Raw genomic sequence first — 19,542 nt, 5'->3', positions numbered from 1 at the left:
TAGGCTGGCCACGTGCGTCCCCCTCGCCGCTCCCGCCCGCGCTGACGGCCGCCGGTCAGGCCGGCCGGGCGGTCGTGATGGGCGTGCTGAACGTGACGCCCGACTCGTTCTCCGACGGCGGGCGCTGGTTCACGCCGGACGCCGCGGTGGCGCACGGCCTGGCGCTGGTCGCCGACGGCGCGGACCTGCTGGACGTGGGCGGCGAGTCGACCCGTCCCGGCGCGGCCCGCGTGCCGGTCGCGGAGGAGCTCGACCGCGTGCTGCCCGTCGTGCGGGAGCTCACGGGGCGCGGCGTGCCCGTCAGCGTCGACACGACGCGGGCGGAGGTCGCGGAGGCCGCCGTGGCGGCGGGCGCCGTCGTCGTGAACGACGTGTCGGGCGGCCTCGCCGACCCCGCGATCCGCGAGGTGGTCGCACGGACCGGCGTCGTGTACGTGGCGATGCACTGGCGCGGCCACGCGGACGTCATGGACGACCTGGCGCAGTACGACGACGTGGTGACCGACGTGCGCCGGGAGCTCGCCCAGCGGGTCGCGGAGCTGCGGGAGGCGGGGGTCGCGGACCACCAGGTGGTGCTCGACCCCGGTCTCGGCTTCGCGAAGCCCGGTGCCGCCAACTGGCCGCTGCTCGCCCGGCTGCCGGAGCTCGTCGCCGACGGGTTCCCGGTGCTGGTCGGCGCGTCCCGCAAGCGGTTCCTCGGGCACCTGCTCGCCGGCCCGGACGGGACGCCCGCCCCGCCGGAGGACCGGGACGCGGCGACGGCGGCGGTCTCCGCGCTGGCGGCGGCGGCGGGTGCGTGGGGGGTCCGCGTGCACGAGGCTCGGGGACGGCGGACGCGGTGCGCGTCGCCGCCCGGTGGACGGCCGCGGTGCCGTCCGGGAAGGACGACCGATGAGCGACGAGGACGAGGTCCTGGGCCGCACGGGCCAGCGGCTCGACCGGATCCGCCTGGTGGGCGTGACGGCCACGGGCTACCACGGCGTGTTCGAGCACGAGCGCCGCGAGGGGCAGACCTTCGTGGCGGACGTGACGGCCCACCTCGACACCCGGCGCGCCGCCGCGACGGACGACCTCGCGCACACGCTGGACTACGGCGCGCTCGCGGAGCAGGTCGCGGCCGTGCTGGCGGGGAGCCCGCGGACCTCGTCGAGACCGTCGCGGAGCGCATCGCCGCGACCGTCCTCGGGCACCCGCAGGTGCAGGCCGTCGACGTGGCGGTGCACAAGCCGCAGGCGCCCATCACGGTGCCGTTCGCGGACGTGGTGGTGGAGGTGCGGCGGGACCGGTCCTGGCTGCCGGCCGCCGAGCCGCTCGACACGCAGACGGCCGTGCCGTGGCACCCGGTGACCGCACCGGCGGCGCCGGCTGCCGATCCCGCCGCGGCGGTCACCGCGCCCCCGACGAGGACGCACCCCTGCCGGTCCCGGACCTCGGCGCCGTCGGGCTGCCGACCCCGCCGACGCCGCTGCCCGTGCCCGCCGTCCCGGCCGCCGCCGACGCCACGGCCGTGCTGCCGCTCGCCGGTGCCACCGCCCTCCCCGGACCGGGGGCCGCGGCGCCCGCCCTCGGTGCCGGCGAGCCCCTCGCCGCGGACGGTCCCGGGGAGGCGGGCGACCCGGAGGAGGGCGCCGGCGTCGACCCGGCCGCCGCCTCGCCGGGCGCGCCGGGAGCGCCCGCGCCCGACGCAGGCACCGCGGCGGACGCGTGGCCCGCGGACGACGACGTCGTCGACGCCGAGCTCGTGCAGGACGCGATGGACGTGCCGCCGGACGAGCCGGTGGAGGTCGTCCTCGCGATCGGGTCGAACGTCGGCCCGGCGCAGGACACGCTGCGCGACGCGGTGGCCGACCTGGCGGCCGTGCCGGGTCTGGAGGTCGTCGACGTGTCGGCGCTCGCGCGCACCGCACCCGTCGGCGGTCCCGACCAGCCGGACTTCCTCAACGCCGTGGTCATCGCGCGCACCACGCTCTCCCCGCGGGACCTGCTGCGGGCCACCGCGGAGGTCGAGCGCCTGCACGGGCGCGAGCGGACCGTGCGCTGGGGCCCCCGGACGCTGGACGTGGACATCATCGTGTACGGGCAGGTGTCCGCCGTGACCGACGACCTGGAGCTGCCCCACCCGCGCGCGCACGAGCGGGCGTTCGTCCTGCAGCCGTGGGCGCAGGTCCGCCCCGACGCCGTGCTGCACGGCCTGGGCGGCGGCCCGGTCGCGGCGCTGGCCGCCACGGCGCCCGACCGCGACGGTGTGCGGTGGCTGGCCCTGGACTGGCTGACGGCCCCGGTGCCGGCGGCCCTGCCCGACCCGGGCGCGCAGCCGGACGCGGGTCCGCAGTGGCCGGACGCGGGGCCGGAGGTCGGGCCGGCGTGGCCGGACGAGGGACCGGCGTGGCCCGACGCGGCCGACCCCCTCGACCCGCTCGGTCCCCCCGACCGCCGGGACCTGTGATGCAGCGCACCCACGCCCGCACGCTGCTGCTCGTGGCCGCCGTCACGGCGGCGCTGGGCTGGCTCGTGCTGCGGCTGCTCGCCAGCCGGGGCCTGGAGCTGCCGCCCGTGCCGTGGCCGATGGTCGCGGTGCTGCTGCTCATCGCCGCCGTCGTGCTCGGCATGGGCTGGTCCGTGCGGCAGTACCTGCGGGGCAGGCACCCGACGCTCGACCCGGTCCGGGCCGCACGGACCGCGGTGCTCGCCAAGGCCTCCTGCTACACCGGGGCGCTGCTGTCCGGCTGGTACGCCGCGCAGGTGCTCGTCGTGCTGGCGGACCTCGACATCGAGGCGCAGCGGGACCGGGCGACGTCCGCCGGGCTGGCCGTCCTCGGGGCGGTCGTGCTCGCGGTGACCGGGCTCGTCGTGGAGTGGTTCTGCCGGATCCCCCGCCGAGCGACCCGGAGGACGCGGCGGGCCCCGACCCGTCGCCGGACGCCGCGCGCGGCTGAGCGCGCCCCGCAGCGGCGCCGGCGTCGCGCGGGACGGACCTCCGGGCCGCGCGGGGCTCCGGCGCGGTGGAAGGATGGGCGCATGACCACGCCTGACGGTGGCGCCGCCGCCCTCCCGCAGCCCGACGCCGTGCCCGCGACGCCGCCGGGGCCGGTGTCCCGCAGCGAGCCGTTCGAGCCCGCCGGGGTCGCCTGGACGCCCGTGTCGAGCCGCCTGGCGACCGCGCGCGTCGTGGTCGGGCTCTGCTGGCTCGGGGTGCCGCTGCTGGCGCTGGCGCTCGCCGCCGCGCTGTCGGGCGTCGCGTGGCTCTGGGCGGGGTCGCGGTGCTCGCCGTGCTGACCCTGTGGCTGCTGTGGCTCGTGCCGCGGCAGGTCCGCGCGATGGGCTACGCCGAGCGCGCCGACGACCTGCTGCTGCGCCGGGGCATCCTGTTCCGGTCGATGGTGGTGGTGCCCTACGGCCGCATGCAGTACGTGGACGTGACGGCCGGACCGCTCGCCCGTCGCTTCGGGATCGCGTCCGTCCAGCTCCACACCGCGTCGCCCGGCACGGACGCGTCCATCGACGGCCTGCCGACGGCTGAGGCGGCCCGCCTGCGCGACCAGCTCGCCTCGCGCGGCGAGGCCCGCCTGGCGGGGCTGTGAGCGGCGAGGAGCGCCTGGCCGGCCCGTCCGGCGCTGCCGTCCCGGTTACGGCCGCCGCGGCCGGCACCCCCGCGCCGCCGACCCCCCAGCCGCCGCCGGACGACGCGCTCGGCTGGCGCCGCATGCACCCCGTCACCCCCGCGGTGAAGGGTGGAAGGTGCTCGTGGCCGTGCTCGCGGTGATCGTGTGGAACTCGGCGGACGACGTGCGCGAGCTCGCCGAGTGGCTCGGCGCCCGCGCGTGGCTGTTCCTCGCGGCCGGGGTCGTCCTGGTCGGCCTGGTCGGGTTCGGGTACTCGGCGATCGCGTGGCGCATGACCCGGTTCGCCGTCACCGACGACGCGGTCCACCTGCGGTCGGGCGTGCTGTTCCGGCAGCAGCGGCAGGCGCGGCTGGACCGGCTGCAGGCGGTCGACGTCGTGCAGCCGCTGCTCGCCCGGATCCTCGGGCTGTCCGAGCTGCGGCTCGAGGTCGCCGGCGGCGCGGGCTCCGCCGTCTCGCTCGCGTTCCTGCGCGAGGCGGAGGCCGAGCAGCTGCGCGCGGAGCTGCTCGCCCGGGCGGCCGGGCTGCACCGCCCCGCGGGGTGCCGCCCCTGGCCGTGCCCGCGGACGTCGACCTCGAGGCCGCCGTCCCCGAGGGGGCCGACGGGACCGGCACGTCCGCGGGCACCGGCCAGCCGGGCGGCGCCGACGGCACCGGCGCGCCGACGCCCGGAGCGCCCGCTCCCGGCACGCCCGGCGCCGGGGCCCCCGGGTGGACCGGACCGGCGCCGGTCGCCCCGGAGCGCCCGGTCTACGAGGTCCCGGTCGGGCGGCTGCTCGGGTCCACCCTGCTGTCGTCCGCGACCTTCTGGCTGATCGGGGTCCTGGTCGCCGTCGTCGCGCTGATCGTCACCTCCGGGCGGTTCGAGTCCGCGTTCGCGCTGCTGCCGGCCCTGCTCGGCGTGGTGTCGTACTCCTGGACCCGCTTCAACCGGGGCGCGAACTTCCGCGCGGCGATCTCCCCGGACGGCATCCGGCTGCGGCACGGCCTGACCGAGGCGCGCGCGCAGACCGTCCCGCCGGGCCGGGTGCAGGCCGTGCAGGTGACGCAGGGGCTGCTGTGGCGGCGGGCCGACTGGTGGCGGGTCGAGGTGAACGTCGCGGGCTACGGCGCCGGCACCGAGCAGACCCACACCGAGAACGTGCTGCTGCCCGTCGGGACCCGGGACGACGCGCTGCTCGCGCTGTGGCTCGTGCTGCCGGACCTCGGCACGCCGGACCCGCGGGCGCTCGTCGACGCGGGCCTGACGGGCCGGGAGGCCGACGGCACCTGGGCCGTGGCGCCGCGCCGGTCCCGGTGGCTCGACCCGGTCGGATGGCGCCGGCACGGCGTGACCGTCACCGACCGCGCGCTCGTGCTGCGCTCGGGCGTGCTCGTGCGCCGCCTGGTGGTCGTGCCGCACGAGCGCACGCAGTCGCTCGGCCTCGCGCAGGGACCGCTGCAGCGGCGGCTCGGCCTGGCGTCGTTCCAGCTGCACTCGACGCCCGGGCCGGTGTCGCCCCGCGTCGACCACCTGGACGCGCAGGTCGCCGCCGGGCTGCTGGACGAGCAGTCGACGCGCGCGCGGACGGCGCGCGCGGGGCGGGGCCGGAGCAGTGGATGCGCCGGGCATGACGCGGCTGGGGATCGGCGTCGTCGGCGCGGGCCGGGTCGGCGCGGTGCTGGGCAGCGCCCTGCGCGCGGCCGGGCACCCGGTGGTCGCCGTGAGCGCGGTGTCGGAGGCGTCGCGCGAGCGTGCCGACGCGCTGCTGCCCGGGGTGCCGGTGCTCGACGTGCCGGAGGTCGCCCGGCGCGCGGAGCTGGTGCTGCTGGCGGTCCCGGACGACGCCCTGCCCGGCCTGGTCACGGGGCTCGCCGCGACGGGTGCCTGGCAGCCGGGCCAGATCGTCGTGCACACCGCGGGCCGCTACGGCGCCGCCGTCCTGGACCCCGCGCGCGCAGCGGGCGCCATCCCGATCGCGCTGCACCCGGCGATGACGTTCACGGGGACGTCGCTGGACCTCTCCCGGCTGGTCGGGTGCACCTTCGCGGTGACGGCGCCGACCGCGGTGCTGCCGATCGGCCAGGCGCTGGTCGTCGAGATGGGCGGCGAGCCGGTGGTGCTCGCCGAGAGCGCGCGTCCGCTGTACCACGCGGCGCTCGCGCACGGGGCGAACCACCTCGTCGTGCTCGTCGCCCAGGCCGGTCAGGCGCTCGCGGCGGCGGGCGTCGCCGACCCCGGTGCGGTGCTGCGGCCCCTGCTGTCCGCCGCGCTGGACGGCGCCCTGCGCGCGGAGTCCGCGGGCGGCGGGCGCGACGCCGGAGGCGACGTCACCAACGGCGCGATCACCACGCTCACCGGGCCGGTGCGCCGCGCCGACGCGGGGACCCTCCGGGACCACCTGGCGGAGCTCGGCGCGCTCGGCGTCCGCACGGGCGCGACGGACGTCGCCGCGTCGTACCGGACGCTCGCGCGCGCGGCGGCCGGCCGGGCGCTCGCCGCCGGGCTGCTGCGGCCGGACCAGGGCCAGGTGGTGCTGGACGCGCTCGCGGCCGCTCCGGCGGCGGACACGACGAACGACCCGGCGACGGGCGACGTCCCCGCGTCCGGCGGGCGGGACCGCGGCCCGTCGGACGCCGCCCCCGGTCACGTGCCGGGACCCGACGGGGGTACCGTGCACGGCGCGCACCACGACGAGAGCGGCCGGCCCGGGGACGACCCGGCGCCCGCCGACGAGGAGGACCAGGCATGACCCAGGCACGTACCGGTGCCCCCACCGTGGTGCGCACCCGCGCCGAGCTCGCGGCGGCCCTCGCGGCCGGCGGGGACGGGGCGCGCCGTGCCGTCGTGATGACGATGGGCGCGCTGCACGCCGGGCACCTGGCGCTCGTGCGGGAGGCCCGGGAGCGCGCGGACCGGGTGGTCGTCACGATCTTCGTGAACCCGCTGCAGTTCGCCCCGCACGAGGACCTCGACCGCTACCCCCGGGACCTGCCGGGCGACCTCGCGTCGCTGACCGCCCCGGACCTGCTGGGTGAGGGGGACGTGGTGTTCGCCCCGGCCCCGGACGAGATGTACCCGGACGGCGACCCCGTGGTGCGGGTGGACGCCGGCCGCATCGGCACCGTCTACGAGGGTGCGATCCGCCCGGGCCACCTCGACGGCGCCCTGACGGTCGTGCTCAAGCTGCTCCACCTGACGGCGCCCGACGTGGCCCTGTTCGGCCGCAAGGACGTGCAGCAGCTCGTCGCGGTCAGCCGCATGGTGCGCGACCTCGAGGTGCCGGTCGAGGTGGTCGGCGTGCCCACGGTCCGCGACGACGACGGGCTGGCGCTGTCGTCCCGCAACGTGTACCTCTCGGCGCCGGAGCGGGAGCGGGCGCTCGCGCTGTCCCGCGCCCTCGCGGCGGGTGCCGCCGCGGCCGCCGCGGGCGGGACGCCGCAGGACGTCCGGTCCGCCGCCCGCGAGGTGCTGGACGCCGCGGACGTCGCCACCGACTACGTGGCGCTCGTGGACCCGGCGGGCTTCGAGGACGTCACCCGGCCCGGGCCGGCCGGCACGACGTCGGTCCTCGCGCTCGCGGCCACCGTGGGCGCCACGCGCCTGATCGACAACTCCGACGTGAGGTGGGGCTGAGGCATGACCTCGCTGCTGCGGCCGATGATGATCGGCAAGATCCACCGCGCGACCGTGACCCAGGCCGACCTGCACTACGTCGGCTCCATCACCGTCGACGCGCACCTGCTCGCGGCCGCGGACCTGCTGCCCGGGCAGCAGGTCGACGTGGTCGACGTGACCAACGGCGCCCGGCTGACCACGTACGTCATCGCGGGCGAGGCCGGCTCCGGGCAGATCTGCATCAACGGCGCCGCGGCGCACCTGGTGCACCCCGGCGACGTCGTCATCCTCATCGCCTACGGGATGCTGTCCGACGCCGAGGCGCGCTCCTACGAGCCGCGCGTCGTCCTGGTGGACGCCGGGAACCGCGTGGTGGACACCGGCCACGACCCCGGCACGGTCCCCGCGCAGTGGACCGACGACTCCGGGCTGCACCCGAGCGGGGTGCCGTTCGACGAGGGCCGCGCGCTCGTGGAGCGCGACCCCGCAGGGCCGGCGGGCCGTGCGGCCGGTGACTGAGCGGGTCGCACGCCGGCTCGCGGCGCCCGCCCCGGGGTGGACGGCGCGGGCCGACGCGGTCGTCGTCGGCTCCGGCATCGCGGGCCTGACCGCCGCGCTGGTGCTGCGCGCCCGGCTGCCGCGCGTCCTGCTCGTCACCAAGGACGTGCTGCTCTCCGGGTCGACGGTGTGGGCGCAGGGGGCATCGCCGCGGCCCTCGACCCGGCGGACTCCCCGGAGGCGCACCTGCGGGACACCCTGGAGGCCGGCGTGGGGCTCTGCGACCCGCGCGCCGTCGAGGTCCTCGTCACCGAGGGGCCCGCCCGCGTGCGGGAGCTCGTCGCCCGCGGCGCGGTGTTCGACACCGAGCCCGACGGGCACCTCAGCCTCACGCGCGAGGGCGGCCACCACGCCGACCGCGTCGCGCACGCCGGTGGCGACGCCACGGGCGCGGAGATCTCCCGGGCGCTGGTCGACGCCGTGCGGTCCGACCCGGGCATCGAGGTGGTCGAGCACGCGCTCGTCCTCGACGTGCTCACCGGCGCACCCGGCCGCGACGGGCGACCGGGTCCGGTGTGCGGGGTGACGCTGCACGTCATCGGGGAGGGCAGCCGCGACGGCGTCGGCGCCGTCCTCGCGCCCGCCGTCGTCCTCGCGACCGGCGGGATCGGCCAGGTGTTCCGCTCGTCCACCAACCCGTCGCAGGCCACCGGGGACGGACTCGCCGCCGCCCTGCGCGCCGGCGCCGCCGTCGGCGACGTGGAGTTCGTGCAGTTCCACCCGACCGTGCTGTGGCTCGGGTCGGGCGTCAAGGGGCAGCTCACGCTGGTCTCGGAGGCGGTGCGGGGCGAGGGCGCGGTGCTCGTCGACACGGACGGGCACCGGTTCATGCCGCAGGTGCACCCCCTCGCGGAGCTCGCGCCGCGGGACGTCGTCGCCCGGGCCATCGTGCGGCAGCTCGCCCGCACCGGGTCCGACCACGTGCTGCTCGACGCGCGCCACCTCGGCGCCGAGCGGCTGCGCCGCCGGTTCCCGACCATCGCGGACCGGCTCGCGGAGCACGGCATCGACCTGGCGACCGACCTCGTGCCGGTGGCACCCGCCCAGCACTACCACTCGGGCGGCGTCGTCACCGACCTCGTCGGCCGCTCGACGCTGCCCGGGCTGTACGCCGTCGGGGAGGTCGCCTGCACCGGCGTGCACGGCGCGAACCGGCTCGCGTCCAACTCGCTGCTGGAGGGCCTGGTGTTCGCGCACCGCGCCGCCCGGGACGTCGCGAAGCGGCTCGACGCCGGCACGCTGCGGCCGTCGGAGCCCCTCGAGCGGCCCGGTGACGCCGCGCTCGTGGCCGGCGCCGCGCGGTCCCGCATCCAGCGGATCGCCAGCGAGGGGCCGGGCGTCCTCCGGTCCGCGGCCGGTCTCGAGGCCGCCGGCCGCGCGCTGCGCACGGTCCGCACGGACGCCCACCACGCCCCCGGCGGCGGCTCGGCACCGGTCGCCGGCCCCAGGTCGCGGAGTGGGAGACCACCAACGTGCACCAGGTCGCCACGGTGCTGACCGCCACCGCGGCGACCCGGCGGGAGACCCGCGGCGGCCACCTGCGCAGCGACTACCCGGCGAGCGACGACGCCTGGCTGCTGCGCGTCGTCGCGACGCTGGACCCGGACGGGGTCTCGTGCAGCGGCGGGTGCCGCTCGAGTGAGGTCCTAGGCTGCTCGCCGTGACCTCCACGGATCCCGCCGCCCCGACGGTCCCCGCGCCCGGCGTGCTCGACCCGGCGTGGCTCGCCCGCACCGTCGCCGTCGCGCTCGACGAGGACCTCGGCCCCGCGCCCGGCCGGGACGTCACCACGCAGGCGACCGTCGACCCCGCCGCCACCGGCGAGGCGCACCTCGTGGCGCGCGAGCCGGGCGTCGTCGCCGGGCTGCCGGTCGTCGCCGAGGTGCTGGCCCAGGTCGCCGCGCGCCTCGCCCTCGCCGCGCCGGCCGTCGAGCAGCGCGTGCCCGACGGCAGCACGGTCGCCGCCGGTGACGTGCTCGCCGTGCTCACGGGCCCCGTGCAGGCGCTGCTGGTCGGGGAACGCACGGCGCTCAACCTCGCGTCGCGGGCCTCCGGCGTCGCCACCCACGCGCGGCGCTGGGCCGACGCCCTCGCCGGGTCGGGCGCGCAGGTGCTCGACACCCGCAAGACCACCCCGGGCCTGCGGGAGCTCGAGAAGTACGCGGTGCGCTGCGGCGGCGGCACCAACAAGCGCATGGGCCTGTACGACGTGGCGATGGTCAAGGACAACCACGTCGTGGCGGCCGGCGGCGTCGCGGCGGCCGTGCGGGCCGTGCGCGAGCGGTTCCCCGACGTCGTCGTCCAGGTCGAGGCCGACACCACCGCGCAGGCGCTCGAGGCCGTGGAGGTCGGCGCGCGGTTCCTGCTGCTCGACAACATGCCGACCCCGGTGCTCGCCGCGACCGTCGCCGCGGTGCGGGCGCTGGAGCCGCGGGTGGGCCGGGTCGAGCTCGAGGCGACCGGCAACCTCACGCTCGACCGCGCGGCGGAGGTCGCGGCCACCGGCGTCGACTACCTGTCCGTCGGTGCGCTGACGCACTCCTCGCCGATCCTCGACCTCGCGCTGGACCTCGTCGAGGGCCTGTCCGGGCCGGTCCCGGGCGCTCGGTAGGATCGGCGGGTGACCGACGCCCCCGCCGCAGCCCCCGCCGACGACCTCCCCGAGCAGCTCCGGGTCCGTCGCGAGAAGCGCGACCGCCTGATCGCCGAGGGCGTCGAGCCGTACCCGGTCGGCGTGCCGCGCACGCACACGGTGGCCGAGGTCCGGGCCGCCTACCCCGACCTGGAGCCGGGGCAGGAGACCGAGGACGAGGTCGGCGTCGCCGGCCGCGTCGTGTTCCTGCGCAACACCGGCAAGCTCTGCTTCGCGACGCTCCAGGACGGCGAGGGCAACCGCCTCCAGGCCATGCTGAGCCTCGCGAACGTGGGCGAGGACCGCCTCGCCGCGTTCAAGGCGGACGTCGACCTGGGCGACCACCTGTTCGTGCACGGCCGCGTCGTGTCGTCGCGGCGCGGCGAGCTGTCCGTGATGGCGGACGCCTGGCAGCTCGCGGCGAAGTCGCTGCGGCCGCTGCCGAACCTGTACGCGCGCGGTGACGAGGAGGCCCCGGAGCTCTCCGAGGAGGTCCGCGTCCGGCAGCGCTACGTCGACCTCATCGTGCGCCCGGCCGCCCGCGACGCGGTCCGGCTGCGGGCGGGTGTCGTGCGGTCGCTGCGCGAGAACTTCCACCGGCGGGGCTACCTCGAGGTCGAGACCCCGATGCTGCAGACGCAGCCCGGGGGTGCGGCGGCCCGGCCGTTCGTCACGCACATGAACGCGTTCGACATCGACCTGTACCTGCGGATCGCGCCCGAGCTGTTCCTCAAGCGCGCGGCCGTCGGCGGCCTGGAGCGCGTCTTCGAGATCAACCGCAACTTCCGCAACGAGGGCGCGGACTCCTCGCACTCGCCCGAGTTCGCGATGCTCGAGGCGTACGAGGCCTACGGCGACTACGACACGATGGCGGCCCTGACCCGCGACCTCGTGCAGACCGCCGCGCAGGACGTCCTCGGCACGACCACGCTGACGCTCGCCGACGGCTCGGAGTACGAGGTCGGCGGCGAGTGGGCGCAGCTCACCATGTACGGCTCGCTGTCCGAGGCGCTGGGCGAGGAGATCACCCCGGAGACGTCGGTGGCGCACCTGCAGGCGATCGCCGACAAGCACGAGGTGGTGCTCGACCCGGCGCGCGTCAGCCACGGCAAGCTCGTCGAGGTGCTCTGGGAGGACCTGGTCGGCGAGGGGCTGCACGCACCCACGTTCGTGCGGGACTTCCCGGTCGAGACCAGCCCGCTGACGCGCGACCACCGGGCCGTCCCCGGGCAGGTCGAGAAGTGGGACCTGTACGTGCGCGGATTCGAGCTCGCCACCGCCTATTCCGAGCTCGTCGACCCGGTGATCCAGCGGCAGCGGTTCGAGGCCCAGGCGCTGCTCGCGGCCGCGGGTGACGACGAGGCGATGCGCGTCGACGAGGACTTCTTGACCGCCGTCGAGTACGCGCTGCCCCCGACCGGCGGCATGGGCATGGGCATCGACCGGCTGCTCATGGCGCTCACCGGCCTGGGTATCCGCGAGACGATCCTGTTCCCGCTGGTGAAGCCTCAGGGCTGAGGGACGCCCGCGCGGCGCGGCGTACGCTGAGGTCATGGACATCGGCCCCGCGCTCGCCGCGCTGATCCCGTCGATCGGCGTCGGGCTCGTCTTCTGGTTGGTCATCCGGGCACTGGTGAACGCCGACCGCACGGAACGCGCCGCATTGGCGCGCCTGGATGCGCAGGACCGCGAGCGGCAGAAATCCCCCGGAACGCCCCCGAAAAGTGACACCGGTGCGCGTTCGCTTTGACGCGCGCGCACCACGGTGTCATGCTTTTCCGGACCGCACGAATACATGCCGCTGATGGTGGCGGGGGAAGCGGCGGCCGACGGCTCGGGAGGGCGAAATGGCACAGAAGGTTCAGGTCCTGCTCGTGGACGACATTGACGGCGGAACCGCCGACGAGACGGTGTCGTTCGCGCTCGACGGTGTCTCGTACGAGATCGACCTGACGACCGAGCACGCCACCGAGCTGCGCGACGCGCTGGCGACGTGGGTCGGGCACGCGCGCAAGACCGGTGGTCGTTCCGGCGGCAGCCGAGGCGGATCGGCCGGCGCGAGCCGTCCCCGCCGGGCGTCCGACGCGGGCGCCGTCCGCGCGTGGGCGAAGGAGAACGGGTTCGAGGTCTCCGAGCGCGGGCGCATCTCCGCGGAGATCCGCGAGGCGTACGACGCTGCGCACTGACGCGTCGTCCTGACACGCGAAGGCCCGGCCCCCGCGAGGGGGACCGGGCCTTCGTGCGTCGGGCCGCCGGGGTCAGGGGCGGGTGGCCGTGAGGTCGCGCACCGACGCGTACTGCTCGCGGACCCGCGGGGCGGCCTCCGCCGAGAACACCTCGGGCGCTCCGCTCGCGGTCCACGCGGGCGGCTCCTGGGCGCCGGACAGCACCCACGCGGCCTGCCGTGCGGCGCCGTCGGCGACGTACTCGCCGGGCGTGGGCACCAGCACGTCGACGCCGAGCACGGCGGGCGCGATGCGGCGGACCGCCTCGGACTGCGCGCCGCCGCCGATCAGCGACACCCGCTCCACGGGCACGCCCTGGGCGCGCAGGGCGTCGAGGCCGTCGGCGAGGGCGCACAGCATGCCCTCCACGGCGGCGCGCGCCAGGTGGGCGGGCGTGGTGTTCGCCAGCCGCATGCCGTGCAGGGCACCGGTGGCGTCGGGCTTGTTGGGGGTGCGCTCGCCCTCGAGGTACGGCACCAGCACCAGGCCGTCGGCCCCGGCGGGGCGGACAGCGCGAGCGCGGACAGGCCGGCGTGGTCGACGCCCAGCATCCGCGCGGCGGCGTCCAGCACCCGGGAGGCGTTGAGCGTGCAGGCGAGCGGCAGGTAGCGGCCGGTGGCGTCGGCGAAGCCGGTCACCATGCCGGTGCCGTCGGCGGTCGGCCGGGCGGCGACCGCCGAGACGACGCCCGACGTGCCGATCGAGATCGCGACGTCCCCCGCGACCATGCCGAGCCCGAGCGCCGCCGCGGCGTTGTCGCCGGCGCCGGACCCGAGCAGCGCCCCCTCGCGCACCGGACCGCCGGCGCCCGCGCGCCCCGCGGCCTCGTGCGGCGCGACGACCCGCGGCAGCACGGCGTCGTGCCCGAGGCCGAGCTCCAGCAGGTCGCGGCGGTAGTCCTCGGTGAACGGCGACCAGTAGCCGGTGCCGGACGCGTCGGACCGGTCGGTGGCCAGCGCGGCGAGGTCGGCGGCGCCCGGCCCGTGACCGGCGAGGCGCCACGTCAGCCAGTCGTGGGGGAGGGCGACGGCGGCCACCCGGGCGGCGGCGTCGGGCTCGTGGTCGCGCAGCCAGCGCAGCTTGGTGACGGTCAGGGACGCGACCGGCACGGAGCCGATCGCGTCGGCCCACGCCTGCGGCCCGCCGAGCTCGCCGATGAGGTCGAGCGCGGCCTGCGCCGAGCGCGTGTCGTTCCACAGCAGGGCGTCGCGCACGACCTCGCCGTCGGCGTCGAGCGTGACCATGCCGTGCTGCTGCCCGCCGACCGCGACCGCGTCGACGTCGTCCAGCCCGCCGGCATCGCGGACGGCGGTCTGCAGGGCGTCCCACCAGTGCCGGGGGTCGATCTCGGTGCCGTCCGGGTGCGAGGCGCGGCCGGTGCGCACGAGCGCCCCGGTCTCGGCGTCGCGCACGACGACCTTGCAGGACTGGGTGGAGGAGTCCACCCCGGCGACGAGGGCCATGGCATGCGTCCTTGCTGTGCTCGGGAGGTCAGGGCTGAGGGGGGAACGGGAACCGCCGGGGGCGGGCACGACGTGGGTCGTCGCACCCGCCCCCGGCAGCGGTCGGGCGTGTGCTCAGCGGGCGCCGAGCGCGTGCTCCAGCGCGAGCTGGTTGAGGCGGACGAAGCCGAAGCCGCGCGCCGCGACGCCGTCGACGTCGAAGTCCTCGAACGCCGAGCGGTCGGCCAGCAGGTCGGCCAGGGTCTCGCCCTCGCCGAGCGTCGGCTGGGCCAGCTCGAGCACGCCGGACGCCTCGAGGGCCTCCTGGACCTCCGGGTCCGCGCGGAACGCCTGCGCGCGCTCCTTGAGGATGAGGTAGGTGTCCATGTTCGCCTTGGCCGAGGCCCACACGCCGTCGAAGTCCTCGGTGCGGGACGGCTTGTAGTCGAAGTGGCGCGGGCCGTCGTAGCGCGGGCCGCCGGCCGGGAAGCCGTTCTCGATGAGGTCGACCGTCGCGAACGCGGAGAACAGGTCGCCGTGGCCGAACACCAGGTCCTGGTCGTACTTGATGGAGCGCTGGCCGTTCAGGTCGATGTGGAACAGCTTGCCGGCCCACAGCGCCTCGGCGATGCCGGACGTGTAGTTCAGGCCCGCCATCTGCTCGTGGCCGGTCTCCGGGTTCAGGCCGACGATGTCGCCGTGCTCGAGCTTGGCGATGAGGCCCAGCGCGTGGCCGATCGTCGGGAGCAGGATGTCGCCGCGGGGCTCGTTCGGCTTCGGCTCGATGGCGATCCGCAGGCCGTAGCCCTTCTCCTTGATGTACGCCGCGACGGTGTCGATGCCCTCGGCGTAGCGGTCGTGCGCGGCGTTCAGGTCCTTCGCCGAGTCGTACTCGGCGCCCTCGCGGCCGCCCCACATGACGAACGTGTCGGCGCCGAGCTCGGCGGCCAGGTCGACGTTCCGGATGACCTTGCGCAGGCCGTAGCGGCGCACGCGGCGGTCGTTCGAGGTGAACGCGCCGTCCTTGAAGATCGGGTGGCTGAACGTGTTGGTCGTGACCATCTCGACCGTGATGCCGGTGTCGGCGAGCGCCTGCTTGAAGCGCGCGAGGATGCGGTCGCGCTCGGCGGCGTCGGAGCCGAACGGCACCACGTCGTCGTCGTGGAACGTCACGTGCGCGGCGCCGAGCTCCGCGAGCTTGTGGACGGACTCCACCGGGTCGAGCCACGGACGGCTGGCCGAGCCGAACTGGTCCTGGGCGTTCCAGCCGACGGTCCAGAGACCGAAGGAGAACTTGTCGGCGGGGGTAGGCGTGCGCACCATCGGGGTTCACTCCTCATCGAGAACACGGCGGCCGCTGCGGACACTGCGAGCACAGCGGGGTTTGTCTTGTGGATGAACTTATCGCCGGAACCGGCTAGGGTCAACCGCGTGACCGACCCCGCCGCCGACCCCGCCGCGCCGCCCGCCGGCGTGCCGCTCGGCGCGGTCGCGGCGCCCCGTCCGGGACCGCCGCCCGCCGCCGGTCGCCCGCGCGGCCCGCGCGTCAGGGGTCGCTGAGGGAGCACAACCTCGCGCTCGTCCTGCGGCACGTGCTCGACGCCGCGCTCGCGGGGAGGCCCCGCCGTCCCGCGCCGACGTCGCCACGGCCACCGGCCTGACCCGTGGTGCCGTCTCCGCCCTCGTCGACCTGCTCGTCGGCGCCCGGCTCGTCGCCGAGCTGCCGCCGCTGACCACCGCCCGGGCCGGTCGACCGGCCGTCCCCCTCGTCCCGGCGTCCGGCACCGTCGTCGGTCTCGGCGCCGAGGTCAACGTCGACTACATCGGCGTGCGCGCGGTCGACCTCGCCGGGGACCTCGTGGCCGACCGCACCACCGTCGGGGACTTCCGGCACAGCGACCCGGCGCACGTCCTCGGGCTGCTCGCCGGCCTCGTCGGCGAGGTGCGGGCCGCGCTGCCGGACGGGGCGCGCCTCGCGGGCATGTGCCTGGCGCTGCCCGGGCTCGTCGACCGCGTGACCGGGCCGCTGCGGCTCGCGCCGAACCTCGGGTGGCGCGACGTCGACGTCGTCACGCTGCTCAGCGCGCACCCGCAGCTCGACGGGCTGTCCGTCCGGCTCGCCAACGAGGCCAACCTGGCCGCCCGCGCGGAGGCCCGCACCGGCGCCGCCGGCCAGTCGTTCCTCTACGTCTCCGGCGAGGTCGGCATCGGTGCCGCGATCGTGCTCGACGGCGAGGTGTTCGCCGGCCGGCACGGGTGGAGCGGCGAGCTCGGCCACACCGTCGTCGACCAGCAGGGTCCCCGCTGCACGTGCGGCGCCCGCGGCTGCCTCGAGCAGTACGCCGGCAAGGACGCCCTGCTCCGGGCCGCCGGCCGTGACGTCGAGGAGCCCGTCGACGCCCTGCTGCGCGCCGTCGCGGCCGGCGACGAGCGCGCCGCCCGGGCCCTGCGGTCCGCCGGGGACGCCCTGGGCGTCGCGCTCGCGAACTTCGTCAACCTCGTCGACGTCGAGACCATCGTGCTCGGCGGCATCTACGCCCCCCTCGCCCCCTGGCTCACGGACGCCGTCGTCGCCCAGCTCCGCTCCCGCGTCCTCGCGCCGCGTGGGAGGACGCCCGCGTCGGCGTCGCCCAGGGCGGCTCGCACGCCGCCATGACCGGCGCGGCGGTCGTCGTCCTGCGCGCCGTCGCCGCCGACCCCGCCGCCTGGCTGGACCCCCCACCACCCCCTGACCTCCCGCCCCACCCCTGACCCCTCGCCACCCCTGCCCCTCGCCACCCTGACTGCCCGCCGCCGCTCGCCCGCCCCTCGGAGGCTCCGGAACGTGCTCGGTGGTGGGCGCGCGGGATCGTGGTGGTCCGCGGAGCACCACGACGACCCGTCGGAGCCTCCGACGGTGCTGGTGGGGAGGGGAGTGGGGGTGGGCGCGGCGGGTGGGGGTGGTGTCGCCTAGAGTCCTCGCCGTGACGGAGCACCTGCGCGACCTGTGGATCGGGACCTACCCCTCGGCCGGCGCGGGGACGCCCGCCGGGGTCGGGGAGGGCATCTGGCGCGTCGCGCTCGACACGGGCACGGGGCAGCTGGGCCGACCCGTGCTGGTCGTCGAGTCGCCCGCGCCCTCGTTCGTGGCCGTCGACCGGCAGGCCGGCCTGCTGCTCGCGGTCGGCGAGCACGCCGCCGGGACGGTGTCCGCCTTCCGCGTGGTCGCGGGACCCGACGGCCGGCCGGGCCTGGTGCCCGCGGGCTCGGCGTCGAGCGGCGGCGACGACCCGTGCCACGTGCTGCTCGACCCGGCGGGCCGGGTGGCCTACGTGGCGAACTACTCGTCGGGCTCGGTGGCCGTCCTGGCGATCGGCCCGGAGGGCCCGGCCGCCGGTGACCCCGCCCAGGTGCTGACGCACGAGGGCTCCGGCCCGGACGCCGGCCGCCAGGAGGGGTCCCACGCCCACTTCGCCGCCCTGACCCCGGACGGCGCCCACCTGCTGGTGTGCGACCTCGGCACGGACGAGATCCGCCGGTACCGGCGCGACGCGGGCACGGGGCTGCTCACCGAGGACGGCGTCGCCGCGACGCTGCGTCCCGGCTCCGGCCCGCGGCACCTGGTGTTCTCCGCGGACGGCCGGATCGCGTACGTCGCGTGCGAGCTCGACGTCACGGTGGCGGTGCTGGCCTGGGACGCGGCGACGGCGTCCGGGCGGGTGGTGCAGCACGTCCCCGCCTCCGAGGACGGCGCCGGTTCCGGGTCGGGCGGCCGGCCGCTGCCGTCCCACATCGACCGCGTCGGCGACCGTGTGCTGGTGGCGACGCGTGGCGCGGACGTGCTCGCCACCTTCGCGCCCGCCCCGGACGGCACGCTCGCCCCGGCCGGCCAGACGGCGCTGCCCGGCGCGTGGCCCCGCCACTTCGCGGTGGTCGACGGCTGGACCGTGGTGGCGGACGAGCGCGGGGGCACGCTCACGGTCCTGCGCGACGGTGCGGTCGTCTCCCGCGTGCCCCTGCCGGCCCCGGCCTGCGTCGTGCCGGCATGACCGCGGTCCCGGAGGGCGCGCGCCGCGCGCTGCCCCGCTGCTGGCCGGGCCGCACCTGCGGCGGCTCGACGTCATCACGGTGGTCGCGACGTTCGGCGGCCTGCTGTTCGGCTACGACACGGGTGTCATCAACGGGGCGCTCGACCCGATGGTGGCGGACCTGGGGCTCACGCCCGCGACCGAGGGGCTGGTGACGAGCAGCCTGCTGGTCGGCGCGGCGCTCGGGGCGCTGGTGTGCGGGCGGCTCGCGGACCGGCTGGGGCGGCGGCGCACGCTCGTCGTGCTGGCCGTGGTGTTCTTCCTCGGGGCGCTGGGCAGCGTCGCGGCGCCGTCGTTCGAGGTCATGGTGCCGATGCGGCTGGTGCTCGGTGCGGCTGTGGGTGGCGCGTCCGTGACGGTGCCGGTGTACCTGGCGGAGCTGGCGCCGACGGAGCGCGCCGCGGCGCGATCACGGGCCGCAACGAGATCGCCATCGTCGTCGGTCAGCTCGCGGCGTTCGTCGTCAACGCGGTCATCGGCACGGTGTGGTCGGACCACGCGGGCGTGTGGCGGTACATGCTCGCCGTCCAGGCGGTGCCGGCCGTCGCGCTGTTCGCGGGGATGCTGCGGATGCCGGAGTCGCCGCGCTGGCTGCTGAGCCGCGGCCGGGACGACGACGCGCTCGCGGTCCTGCGTCAGGTGCGTGACCCGGGGCGCGCGGCCGCGGAGCTGCTCGAGGTGCGCGAGCTCGTCGAGCAGGAGCGCGCGGAGTCACCGGCGCGCAGCGGCTGGTCCGAGCTGCGGCTGCCGTGGGTGCGCCGCCTCGTGCTCGTCGGCATCGGCGTGGCGGTCGTGAACCAGCTCGGCGGGATCAACGCCGTCATGTACTACGGCACCCAGCTGCTGCGGGAGTCCGGGTTCTCCGGCGACGTGGCGCTGGTCGCGAACGTGCTCAACGGGGTGTTCTCGGTGGCGGGCATGCTGATCGGGCTGCGCGTCATCAACCGCGTCACCCGCCGCTCGCTGCTGCTGGTGGGCCTCACCGGCATCATCGCGTCGCACCTGATGATCGCCCTGTGCTCGGCGGCGCTGCCGGAGGGGCCCGGCCGCTCGGTGGCCGTCACGGCGTTCCTGGTGCTGTTCGTCGGCTTCAACCAGGCGTCCGTCGGGCTGGTGTGCTGGGTGGTCCTGGCCGAGCTGTTCCCGCTGCGTGTGCGCGGGTTCGCGATCGGGCTGTGCGTGTTCTGGAACTGGACGTCGAACGCCGTGATCTCCGGGTTCTTCCCGACGGTCGTCGCGGGCATCGGCGTCAACGGGACGTTCCTGGTGTTCGCCGGTCTCAACGTGCTGTCGTGGTTGTTCGTGCGGTTCGTGCTGCCCGAGACGCGGGACCGGTCGCTGGAGCAGCTGGAGGAGGACTTCCGGGCCGCTCGCGCCTGACGCGCCGGCCCGCGGCGT

General features: G+C 76.9%; 16 protein-coding genes and 6 pseudogenes. 20 read left to right on the top strand and 2 right to left on the bottom strand.

All coding sequences use genetic code 11. The features are described from left to right. Positions 1-41 precede the first annotated feature (41 nt). The 16 genes and pseudogenes from folP to P9841_RS08410 all read left to right on the top strand — a co-directional run bounded on the left by folP (position 42) and on the right by P9841_RS08410 (position 12,596). Positions 42-895: pseudogene (folP, locus tag P9841_RS08485) on the top strand (dihydropteroate synthase). Then, positions 892-1,214 (top strand): annotated as a pseudogene (gene folB / locus P9841_RS19130) (dihydroneopterin aldolase); the annotation flags it as partial. The pseudogenes folP and folB, both read left to right, overlap by 4 nt. 119 nt (positions 1,215-1,333) lie before the next feature. Beyond that, the gene (gene folK, locus P9841_RS08470; RefSeq protein ID WP_283321595.1) at positions 1,334-2,446 is read left to right on the top strand and encodes a 2-amino-4-hydroxy-6-hydroxymethyldihydropteridine diphosphokinase; all 1,113 of its coding nucleotides are present in this window, start codon (positions 1,334-1,336) and stop codon (positions 2,444-2,446) included. Further along, positions 2,446-3,276 carry a DUF3180 domain-containing protein gene (locus P9841_RS19125; protein ID WP_502848748.1) on the top strand — a complete coding sequence of 277 codons (831 nt, stop codon included), beginning with the start codon at positions 2,446-2,448 and terminating at the stop codon, positions 3,274-3,276. Before folK ends, P9841_RS19125 begins: the two co-directional genes overlap by 1 nt. Next, a complete protein-coding gene (locus tag P9841_RS08460) occupies positions 3,270-3,581 on the top strand; it encodes a PH domain-containing protein (protein ID WP_502848746.1) in 312 nt (103 codons plus the stop codon). The genes P9841_RS19125 and P9841_RS08460 overlap by 7 nt, the downstream gene beginning before the upstream one ends. Before the next feature lie 157 nt (positions 3,582-3,738). Then, the gene (locus P9841_RS08455) at positions 3,739-4,437 is read left to right on the top strand and encodes a PH domain-containing protein (protein WP_283321594.1); all 699 of its coding nucleotides are present in this window, start codon (positions 3,739-3,741) and stop codon (positions 4,435-4,437) included. An 86-nt stretch (positions 4,438-4,523) separates the two neighbouring features. Beyond that, positions 4,524-5,099: pseudogene (locus tag P9841_RS08450) on the top strand (PH domain-containing protein); the annotation flags it as partial. Between the two features lie 133 nt (positions 5,100-5,232). After that, positions 5,233-6,354, top strand: coding sequence for a Rossmann-like and DUF2520 domain-containing protein (locus P9841_RS08445; RefSeq protein ID WP_283321593.1), 1,122 nt, complete (start codon positions 5,233-5,235; stop codon positions 6,352-6,354). Then, positions 6,351-7,238 (top strand): pantoate--beta-alanine ligase, encoded by an 888-nt coding sequence (gene panC / locus P9841_RS08440; RefSeq protein WP_283321900.1) that lies wholly within the window; start codon positions 6,351-6,353, stop codon positions 7,236-7,238. The genes P9841_RS08445 and panC overlap by 4 nt, the downstream gene beginning before the upstream one ends. A 3-nt stretch (positions 7,239-7,241) precedes the next feature. Beyond that, the gene (panD, locus tag P9841_RS08435; protein WP_283321592.1) at positions 7,242-7,739 is read left to right on the top strand and encodes an aspartate 1-decarboxylase; all 498 of its coding nucleotides are present in this window, start codon (positions 7,242-7,244) and stop codon (positions 7,737-7,739) included. After that, positions 7,723-9,275 (top strand): annotated as a pseudogene (locus tag P9841_RS08430) (L-aspartate oxidase). The gene panD and the pseudogene P9841_RS08430 overlap by 17 nt, the downstream one beginning before the upstream one ends. Next, positions 9,269-9,442 carry a hypothetical protein gene (locus P9841_RS19120; protein ID WP_502848743.1) on the top strand — a complete coding sequence of 58 codons (174 nt, stop codon included), beginning with the start codon at positions 9,269-9,271 and terminating at the stop codon, positions 9,440-9,442. The pseudogene P9841_RS08430 and the gene P9841_RS19120 overlap by 7 nt, the downstream one beginning before the upstream one ends. Beyond that, entirely contained in the window at positions 9,439-10,389 is a 951-nt protein-coding gene (nadC, locus tag P9841_RS08425; protein ID WP_283321591.1) for a carboxylating nicotinate-nucleotide diphosphorylase, read from the top strand. The genes P9841_RS19120 and nadC overlap by 4 nt, the downstream gene beginning before the upstream one ends. Before the next feature lie 9 nt (positions 10,390-10,398). Beyond that, positions 10,399-11,928 carry a lysine--tRNA ligase gene (gene lysS / locus P9841_RS08420; RefSeq protein WP_283321590.1) on the top strand — a complete coding sequence of 510 codons (1,530 nt, stop codon included), beginning with the start codon at positions 10,399-10,401 and terminating at the stop codon, positions 11,926-11,928. A gap of 34 nt (positions 11,929-11,962) precedes the next feature. After that, entirely contained in the window at positions 11,963-12,160 is a 198-nt protein-coding gene (locus tag P9841_RS08415) for a hypothetical protein (protein ID WP_283321589.1), read from the top strand. Positions 12,161-12,257: 97 nt separating this feature from the next. After that, positions 12,258-12,596 (top strand): histone-like nucleoid-structuring protein Lsr2, encoded by a 339-nt coding sequence (locus P9841_RS08410; RefSeq protein ID WP_283321588.1) that lies wholly within the window; start codon positions 12,258-12,260, stop codon positions 12,594-12,596. Between the two features lie 72 nt (positions 12,597-12,668). On the opposite strand, the pseudogene xylB reads toward P9841_RS08410, so the two are convergent. Both xylB and xylA read right to left on the bottom strand, forming a co-directional pair. After that, positions 12,669-14,098, bottom strand: a pseudogene (xylB, locus tag P9841_RS08405) (xylulokinase). Positions 14,099-14,212: 114 nt separating this feature from the next. After that, on the bottom strand, positions 14,213-15,400 hold the full coding sequence (xylA, locus tag P9841_RS08400) for a xylose isomerase (RefSeq protein ID WP_222171274.1): 1,188 nt from the start codon (positions 15,398-15,400) through the stop codon (positions 14,213-14,215). A gap of 505 nt (positions 15,401-15,905) precedes the next feature. On the opposite strand from xylA, the gene P9841_RS08395 reads away from it, so the two are divergent. The 4 genes and pseudogenes from P9841_RS08395 (at position 15,906) to P9841_RS08385 (ending at position 19,524) form a co-directional block, all read left to right on the top strand. Beyond that, on the top strand, positions 15,906-16,733 hold the full coding sequence (locus P9841_RS08395; protein WP_283321587.1) for an ROK family protein: 828 nt from the start codon (positions 15,906-15,908) through the stop codon (positions 16,731-16,733). A gap of 307 nt (positions 16,734-17,040) precedes the next feature. Then, positions 17,041-18,105, top strand: a complete 1,065-nt coding sequence (locus P9841_RS08390; protein WP_283321586.1) for a lactonase family protein — start codon at positions 17,041-17,043, stop codon at positions 18,103-18,105. Next, a pseudogene (locus tag P9841_RS19005) lies at positions 18,050-18,490 on the top strand (MFS transporter); the annotation flags it as partial. The gene P9841_RS08390 and the pseudogene P9841_RS19005, both read left to right, overlap by 56 nt. Positions 18,491-18,552: 62 nt before the next feature. Continuing rightward, positions 18,553-19,524: an MFS transporter gene (locus P9841_RS08385; RefSeq protein WP_349306959.1), complete on the top strand. Its 972-nt coding sequence runs from the start codon at positions 18,553-18,555 to the stop codon at positions 19,522-19,524. Positions 19,525-19,542: the final 18 nt, after the last annotated feature.

The organism is Cellulomonas sp. ES6 (genome assembly GCF_030053835.1).
Lineage (GTDB): Bacteria > Actinomycetota > Actinomycetes > Actinomycetales > Cellulomonadaceae > Cellulomonas.
This window is presented reverse-complemented; position numbering and strand designations above follow the sequence as displayed.